Raw genomic sequence first — 8,443 nt, 5'->3', positions numbered from 1 at the left:
CNCNTCNNCCNCGACAGCCGACNCCTGCTCNCCTNCCTNAACAGCNCCAGCCACAAACCGGCCGACCGGCGCCGCCGTGAACTGTCGGTCCTGCTGTGCTCGCACCTGCTACGCGCCGCCGGGCTCGACTGGTACGAGGAAGGAGACGTGTGGGCGCGAGTCGCCGAGCACCGGCAACCACCTGAGCGCACCCCCGACGACAGGCTCCGCACCCTGCGTGACGGCCTGCGGCGCCTGATGAGCATCGACACCGACAGCCTGGCCAAGGACACCCTGCCGCCGGCCTTCACCGATTGGACCAGCGACTTCGCCGCCGCCGGCACCGAACTGGCCGCCCTGGCCACCGACGGCCGGCTACGCCGCGGCCTACGCGCCGTCCTCGCCCACCACATCATCTTCGCCTGGAACCGGCACGGCCTTCCCCACACGGCGCAAGCCGTCCTCGCGCACACCGCCAAGACCGTCGTGTTCGGGCACGACCCCGCCTCCGATCACCAGCCGCACGATCGGGAACCGGCATGACGAACGTCGGAACAGACCCGGCCGACGAGAACCTGCTCGCCTGGTTCCCGCTGGTCCAACGCCCCCGACCACCCGGCCTCCCCCTCGAAGACCGAGTCAGACAGCTGCACGACCTGGCCGCACGGACATCGGACGGTCTCCCGCTCCTCCGAGCGGCCGAAGTCTGCAACAAGGCGGCGCTGATCGCCTCCGACTGCGGACAACCAGACCTCGCCCAAGACCTGTGCTGGCGCCAACACACGCTGTTCGATCAGGCGCGGCCCCTGCCCGCCTCAGCCGCCGAACTCGCCCTCCAACCGGTGCTCAACCTCCCGCGCCAACTGATCCGCGATGGTGACGGCAACCGCGCTCACGCGATCCTCCAGGCCCTGCACGAGGCCGCGCGCACGCAGACCAGCGCACTGATCGACGGACGGTCCGTCAGTCTCCACAACGTCACCTGCGCCTCCGACGACCATCGGACCATGCGCACCCTGACCTGGACGGCGCTCCTGGCGGACGGAGTCCGGGCACTGGCACGGGCCGGGCGCTGGCACGAAGCCGCCGAACAAGCCGCGGCCCACCGCGGAGTCGGCCGCCGACTGCTCGACGGCCGACAGGCGACCGTCCTGGCACTCGCCCAGGCCGGGCACACCGAGCAGGCAGCAGCGCTGGTCGACCAGAGCGCCACCCCCGAACCGTGGGAACAGGCGATCCAAACAATCCTGCGGGTGCACTGTCTGCGACAGGCTGGCGCCGACACCGGCCCGCAGATCGCCCCGCTCCTCGCCACCGCGCTCACCCTGATGCGGCAGCCCGACCTCTCGACCATGGTCTTCCGTGCCCGAGCAGGCATGATCGCGCTCGACCTCGCCGACGGCCACNACCATCCGCGCATCGACGNACTACGCCGGGCGCTGATCGCAGGTGCGTTCAAGGACGCGTACACGGCCCGCGACACGCTCGCGCACCGCCTCCGGGAGTCGATGACGACGACGCAGCGCCAAACCCTGGCCGATGTCTTCCGCGCCGCCGGGCTCGATGCCGGAAGCATCCCGGAATCGCTGTACGGCGATTTGATGGAGACGGTGAAGTTCGCCGAAGATCAGCTACGTGGATGTCTCGGACGCCACGCCAGGCACTGCGAGTGCACAACAGCGACAAGCTGAACAACAGGTCGGCCGAGGACCGACGTCATCCCGTACCGCTCGGTCCGTGACAGAAGGACTACCGTGAGAATGGTTCCAGTCAGGAACCACCGGAAGATCGACCACCGGATTTCCGAGGGGATCTAGCCCGTCGTGACGGCCAAGCCAAGCCAGCGGGTAGAGCAGGACGAGTTGCGGGCGCGGATGCGCGCGGTCGGGATGAGTCACGACGAGATCGCGATCGAGTTCGCCCGCCGCTACCACTACCGCCCCCGCGCCGCCCATCGCCACGCCCGCGGCTGGACCCAGACGCAGGCCGCGAACCACATCAACGCCCACGCCGCCCGCGCCGGCCTCGACCCGGACGGCGCAGCCCCCATGACCGAACAGGAGATCCACGACATGGTCACCGCCGTGGGCGACATCGTCGCCGTTCTCACCGAAGCCGACCCGGCCGATAAAGCCGAGATCTACACCCAACTCGGCCTGCAACTCACCTACGAACCAGGAGCCCACCGAGTGATCGCCGAGGCCAAGCCTCAAGGGATCATGTACGAACGAGAGTGTCCGAGGGGGGACTTGAACCCCCACGCCCGTTAAAGGGCACTAGCACCTCAAGCTAGCGCGTCTGCCATTCCGCCACCCGGACAGGTGGTTCGCGGATGTCTCACCCGCGAACGACTGCGATGCTACACGCTCCAAGGGGGTGCTTGTCGCTACCCCCGACCATCAGACGATCAAGTCCCGACTTGCGAGTTCTGGCCCGCTTCGACGAGAACGAGAAGCAGTATGATCATTACTTGAGGTGCACCCCGGGGGATGTCGATCATGACTGGCCGGACGCCGGGGCCTCTGGGCCTCGCCTACGCGACGGGCCTATGCGACGGGCCCGCCATGCGGCTGGCCGCCCCGACCCGTCGGAGGAACTCCTCGACCAGGCTGATCAGCTCCCGGGCCACCTCGGGCGGGAGATCCGCGGACAGCACCGCCGGCAGTTGGGTTCCAGCCGCTCCAGCGAAGCTCCGGTTACTCACGCGGAGCATCGACTCGAACACCGGGAGTCCGAGACCAGATGCCTGGTGGATGTAGGGCCGCAGGAAGCTGGTCGGCCGACCGCCGTAGTACTGGACCATCATGAGAACAACACCGAGCACCCGCGGTTCGAGTCGTTTCACGGCCGGATGCATCCCGGACTGCAACCCCGCGACCCTGTTGTACTCCCAGACGAACCGGCCCAGTCTGCTCATCAGATGTTCGATGCCCAGCGTCGACAGGTTGTCCGGCCGGGCCGGGATGAGCAGGTGGTCGCAGGCTGCGATCGCGGCCCGGGTGATGACTCCGAAGTTCGGCGGGCAGTCGATGAGCACAAGGTCGTAGTCGTACGTGGAGAAGGACGCCAGCCCGGTGGCCAGCCGCTGGTAGACGTCGAAGTAGTACCTGGTGGACCGGTGGGCCCGCGCCCCGCCCAGCCTGGCGGTGAGGTCCATCTCGATGTCGCCGAGTGAGAGGTGCGACGCGAGCAGGTCCAACGTGCCGCCGCCCGCGGCGACGGCGGCGTTGACGACCGATGGTGTGGTCACGTACCCCGCGAGGGGCGGTGGGGTGGTCTCCGGCCGCCACGACTCGAACCACGCCTTGACGGTTCTCCGGTGGTCGGCGAGGTCCGTCCGCCAGGTCTCGGGTCGGTAAAAGGAGAAGGTCAGGTTCGCCTGCGGGTCCAGGTCGATCATCAGTACCCGTCTCCCCAGCCGGGCGATCGCGGCGCCGATGTTTGCGGTGAGCGTGGTCTTGCCTACCCCGCCCTTGTAGCTGGCGATCGCCACGGCCTTCACCGCATCCTCGCTCCCGGTCGCGCGCTCCGCCCGGCGGCGGAGGGACGTCGTGTCTCCTCGGCCGGACCCGCAATGCTTCCGCGTCCGGTTCACCAGCAGACTACGGCTGTTTCTGGATCGGTAACGTCGTCGGGAGTCGGATACTGGTGACTTCCGCCTTCGGGGACGGGAAGGAAGTCCCTCCTCGATCCGCCTCCGGACGCCTGAGTCTGGGATGTATGGGTCAGAAGACGATCGATGGGAACGAGGCCGCCGCGTTGGTGGCCTACCTGGCGAGCGAGGTGATCGCGATCTATCCGATCACCCCGGCGTCGGCTATGGGGGAGCTGGCCGATGCGTGGGCGGCGAAGGGCCGCCCGAACCTGTGGGGTGCGGTGCCCGAGGTCGTCCAGCTGCAGAGTGAGGGTGGTGCCGCCGGCACTGTGCACGGGGCGTTGCAGGCGGGTGCGCTGTCGACGACGTTCACCGCCTCGCAGGGTCTCCTGCTGATGCTGCCCAACATGTTCAAGATCGCCGGCGAGCTCACGCCGATGGTTCTTCACGTCGCGGCCCGGACCGTGGCCACGCACGCACTGTCGATCTTTGGTGATCACAGTGATGTGATGGCGGCGAGGTCGACCGGTTTCGCCATGCTGTGTTCGGCGTCGCCGCAGGAGGCGCATGACCTGGCCGCGGTGGCGCATGCGGCAACGCTCGAGTCGCGGGTACCGTTCCTGCACTTCTTCGACGGTTTCCGCACGTCGCACGAGCTGAACGAGGTGGCGTTGCTCGACGACGGCACGCTGGGTGGTCTGCTGGCTGCCGGGCATATCGATGCCCATCGCCGCCGGGCGTTGTCCCCCGACCGTCCGGTGATCCGGGGCACCACCCAGGATCCCGACACGTTCTTCCAGGCCCGGGAGGCGTCGAACACGTTCTACGCCGCGGTTCCCGGGATTGTGCAGGGGGTGATGGACCGGCTGGCCGCGGCGACGGGCCGGGCCTACCGTCTGTTTGAGTATCAGGGTCATCCCGAGGCCGAGCGGGTTGTGGTCGTCATGGGGTCGGGTCGGTCGGCGGTGCGGGAGGCGGTCACCCGGCTGGTCGAGCGAGGCGAGCGGGTCGGGTTCGTCCAGGTTCGTTTGTTCCGTCCCTTCGACGGCCGGGCGTTGCTCGCGTGCCTGCCCTCGACGGTGCGGTCGGTCGCGGTCCTGGACCGGACGAAGGAGCCGGGCGCGTCGGGTGAGCCGTTGCGGCTGGATGTCGTCGCCGCGTTCGCGGAACGGCCCGAGCGGATGCCGCGGGTGATCGGTGTCCGTTACGGGTTGGCGTCGAAGGAGTTCACCCCGGCGATGGCGGCGGCGGTGTTCGACGAGCTGGCCGGCGCGGCGCCGCGCCGGGAGGTGACGGTGGGTATCCGCGACGACGTCACGGACCTGTCGCTCGAGGTGGACGACGACCGTGTCCCGGAGCCGGATGACGTGCTGCGGGCGGTGTTCTACGGGCTCGGTAGCGACGGCACGGTGGGTGCCACGCGGGCAACGGCCGGTATCGTCGCAGCTCGCACGCCGCTGCACGCGCAGGCGTACTTNGTGTTCGACTCCAAGAAGTCGGGGTCGATGACGGTCTCGCATCTGCGGCTGTCGCCACGACCGGTCGACTCCCCGTGGCTTATCCAGAACGCCCAGTACGTGGGCTGTCATCAGTCCTCGCTGCTGGAACGGGTGGACGTGCTCGCCGTGGCCGCGCCGGGTGCCACCGTGCTGCTCAACAGCCCGCATGCGCCGGAGAGGGTGTGGGAGCATCTGCCGGCCGACGCGCAGCGGCACCTGCTCGACCGGGATGCGCGCCTGTTCGTCGTCGACGCCGACCGGGTGGCGAAGCAGGCCGGCATGCCCGGGATCGTAAGCCCGGTGCTGCAGACCTGTTTCCTGGCGCTGTCCGGTCTGCTGGACCGCGACGAGGCGATCGCGGCGGTCAAGGACGGGGTCCGCGCCGCCCGCGGCAAACGCGGTGACGCCGTGCTGCAGCGTAACTTCGCCGCCATCGATGCCGCGCTCGACGCCCTGCACGAGGTCGACCTGCAGGCTCGTGTGGTCACGGGCCAGGCGCGCCGGCAGCTGCTCGGCGAGGCGCCCGCATTCGTCCGGCAGGTGACGGCGCGGATCATGGCAGGGGAGGGGAACCTGCTTCCCGTCAGCGCACTACCGGCTGACGGCACCTTCCCCGTCGGGACGGCCCGGTACGAGAAACGCGGCCTGACCCGCGAGCTTCCGGTGTGGGATGCGGACCTGTGCATCGACTGCGGCAAGTGCGCGATTTCCTGCCCGCACGCCGCCATCCGGATGACGTTGTTCGACCCGGCGCGGCTCGCCGACGCGCCGGCGTCGTTCCGGCACAAAAAGCCGAAGGACCGCACCCTCGCGGCGTTCCGGCTCGCGGTGCAGGTGGCACCGGACGACTGCACCGGCTGCGGCATCTGCGTCGAGGCCTGCCCGGCGAAGAGCCGGGAGATCGAGGGCCATCGCGCCCTGGACATGGTCGACGCCGCACCCCGCTTCGAGGAGGAACGTGCNGGATGGGCGTTCCGCGAAACGCTGCCGGCGGTCCCACCGGCGCTCGCCCCACCGGACACGGTCCGCGGCTCGCAGCTACGGGAGCCGCTGTTCGAGTTCTCCGGCGCCTGCGCCGGCTGCGGGGAGTCGCCCTACCTCAAACTGCTCACGCAGCTGTTCGGTGACCGCATCATCGTCGCCAACGCCACGGGATGCTCGTCCATCTACGGCGGCAACCTGCCGACCACACCCTGGTCGGCGGGCACCGACGGCCGCGGCCCGGCCTGGGCGAACTCGCTGTTCGAGGACAACGCCGAGTTCGGGCTCGGGATACGCCTCGCGCTCGACAGCCGGGCCCGCGAGGCCCGCCNACTGCTGCGCGCACAGACCGCGACGGTCGGCGGCACGCTCGTCGAGGCGCTGCTCACCGCCGACCAGTCGACCGAGGCCGGCATCCTCGACCAACGCCAGCGGGTGGCCGAACTACGCCGGCGGCTGGCCACCGTCGACCACGACACCACCCTCGACGCTGTCCTCGACGACCTCGTCGACAAAAGCGTGTGGATCATCGGTGGGGACGGGTGGGCGTACGACATCGGCTTCGGCGGCCTCGACCACGTGCTCGCGTCGGGACGCGATGTCAACGTGCTCGTCCTCGATACCGAGGTGTACTCCAACACCGGTGGGCAGGCGTCGAAGTCGACGCCGCGCGCCNCGGTCGCGAAGTTCGCCGGCGGCGGCAAACGGACCCGCAAGAAAGACCTCGGGCTGCTCGCCGCCGCCTACGGCGACGTGTACGTCGCGCAGGTCGCCCTCGGCGCCAACGACCAGCACACGGTGAAAGCCTTCAACGAGGCGGCCAGCTGGCACGGCCCGTCCCTCATTGTCGCCTACAGCCACTGCATCGCCCACGGCATCACCATGACCGACGGCCTGGCCCACCAGAAAGCCGCGGTGAAATCGGGATACTGGCCGCTCTACCGGGTCGACCCCCGCGCGGAAAGGCCGTTCTCCCTCGACTCGCGGGCACCGTCCATCCCCTTCAGCGAGTTCGCCGCCACCGAATCCCGGTTCACCCTCCTCAACACCGTCAACCCCGACGAAGCCGACGAGCTCGCGGCACTCGCCCAACGCGACATCCTCGGGCGCNGGCAGNCCTACNAACACGAANCCNCCCNCCCCCGCCACACCACCACGTAAGACTGAAGCGGCGCCGTACCCACCAAAGCGCCGTGCCCACAGACCGGCGAAATGTTCGATCTTGAGGGCGAGCCCGTGAGCACGGTGAATGTGCCGTCCGGCGCGGCTTGAGAGTCGCGCAACAGCGGCTTGCAGGAATTTGNCAGTAATGTCGAGATGTTCCGGGCATGTTCCGGAATTGTGCCACCTGTAGGTGGTTCCTCGTTCAAGGAGGATTTGCGGTGACGAAAACGACAGGAAAGCCAGGGAAGACGGAGAAGGCGGGAAAAGTCGGCCCGGAGTTCGGTCCGTTGGCGGCCCTGGCCGGTGCGTGGGAGGGCGACCAGGGGGTGGACGTTGCCTTCGGCAACGCCGAGGGCACGATTATCGAGACCCCGTACCGCGAGAGGGTCACCTTCAAGCCCNTCGGTCCCGTGGACAACGGCCCGCAGTGTCTCTACGGCCTCGACTACCACATGGCCGCGTGGCGGGCTGGCGAGGAGAAGGCGTTCCACACTGAGATCGGCTACTGGCTGTGGGACGCCAATCTCGGCCACGTCATGCGGTGCTTCATGGTGCCCCGCGGTGCGGTCCTGATCGCCGGTGGTGCCGTGGCGCCGGACGCGACCGACTTCACCCTGCGGGCGCAGGCCGGCTCCCCCACGTACGGCATCCTGTCCAACCCCTACCTGGCGCGCGCTGCGAACAGTATCCGCTACGAGGTGAGCATCACCGTCACCGGCAACGGGAGCTTCGCCTACACCTCCACGACCACCATCGATCACGAGCGGGTGTCCGACCCGGTCGCCCATACGGACCGCAATGTGCTGCGGCGCCTGTCCGACGCTTAGCCGCCCGGCTTAGAGCGTGTCTCACGTCGAGTGCGGGAGCTTCTTCCAGCAGGTGATCGCGGCAGCCAGGCAGAGGAACCCGAGGAAGTTGTAGCCGTTNCGTTCGTANCGNNNGNTNAGNCGGCGGTAGCCACCGAGCCAGGCCAGNGTTCTCTCGACTTTCCACCGGTGCCGGCCGAGGCGTTCGGTACTGTCCACACCACGGCGGGCGATCCGCACCGCGATACCGCGCCGGCGCAGGAAACGCCGTAGTTCCGGCTGGTCGTAGGCCTTGTCCGCACGCAGCTTGGCCGGGTGGCGCCGCCGCGGGCCACGGCGGGAACGGATCGCCGGGATGCTGGCCACCAGCGGGACGAAGGCCCCGCTGTCGTGCGGGTTCGCCGGGGAGACCGCCACGA

Annotated in this window: 6 protein-coding genes, 1 tRNA gene and 1 pseudogene (1 of these 8 cut by a window edge); 5 read left to right on the top strand and 3 right to left on the bottom strand. The window is 68.9% G+C overall.

The genetic code is table 11. The features are described 5' to 3' along the window. The 3 genes and pseudogenes from CED_RS19855 to CED_RS25600 all read left to right on the top strand — a co-directional run. Positions 1-522, top strand: a pseudogene (locus tag CED_RS19855) (thiopeptide-type bacteriocin biosynthesis protein); it begins 324 nt to the left of the window's first position. Next, positions 519-1,670: a hypothetical protein gene (locus CED_RS19850; RefSeq protein WP_035913196.1), complete on the top strand. Its 1,152-nt coding sequence runs from the start codon at positions 519-521 to the stop codon at positions 1,668-1,670. Before CED_RS19855 ends, CED_RS19850 begins: the two are co-directional and overlap by 4 nt. A 183-nt stretch (positions 1,671-1,853) precedes the next feature. Continuing rightward, positions 1,854-2,249 carry a hypothetical protein gene (locus tag CED_RS25600; RefSeq protein ID WP_082456821.1) on the top strand — a complete coding sequence of 132 codons (396 nt, stop codon included), beginning with the start codon at positions 1,854-1,856 and terminating at the stop codon, positions 2,247-2,249. Here CED_RS25600 and CED_RS19845 read toward each other — a convergent pair. Next, a tRNA-Leu gene (locus tag CED_RS19845) sits at positions 2,214-2,298 on the bottom strand. The genes CED_RS25600 and CED_RS19845 overlap by 36 nt on opposite strands. Before the next feature lie 214 nt (positions 2,299-2,512). Further along, the gene (locus CED_RS19840) at positions 2,513-3,481 is read right to left on the bottom strand and encodes a ParA family protein (protein ID WP_011436459.1); all 969 of its coding nucleotides are present in this window, start codon (positions 3,479-3,481) and stop codon (positions 2,513-2,515) included. Positions 3,482-3,699: 218 nt separating this feature from the next. Here CED_RS19840 and nifJ point away from each other — a divergent pair, with 218 nt between their 5' ends. Next, on the top strand, positions 3,700-7,215 hold the full coding sequence (gene nifJ, locus CED_RS19835) for a pyruvate:ferredoxin (flavodoxin) oxidoreductase (protein ID WP_035913193.1): 3,516 nt from the start codon (positions 3,700-3,702) through the stop codon (positions 7,213-7,215). A 221-nt stretch (positions 7,216-7,436) separates the two neighbouring features. Then, on the top strand, positions 7,437-8,045 hold the full coding sequence (locus tag CED_RS19830) for a heme-binding beta-barrel domain-containing protein (protein WP_084680877.1): 609 nt from the start codon (positions 7,437-7,439) through the stop codon (positions 8,043-8,045). Between the two features lie 21 nt (positions 8,046-8,066). Here the strand turns inward: CED_RS19830 and CED_RS19825 are convergent. Then, on the bottom strand, positions 8,067-8,443 hold a 377-nt coding region (locus CED_RS19825), incomplete at its 5' end, for a transposase (protein WP_035913187.1).

The organism is Frankia sp. CeD, from assembly GCF_000732115.1.
Classification (GTDB): domain Bacteria; phylum Actinomycetota; class Actinomycetes; order Frankiales; family Frankiaceae; genus Frankia; species Frankia casuarinae.
Note: the sequence above shows the minus strand (reverse complement) of the source record. Positions and strands in the feature narration are given on the sequence as shown.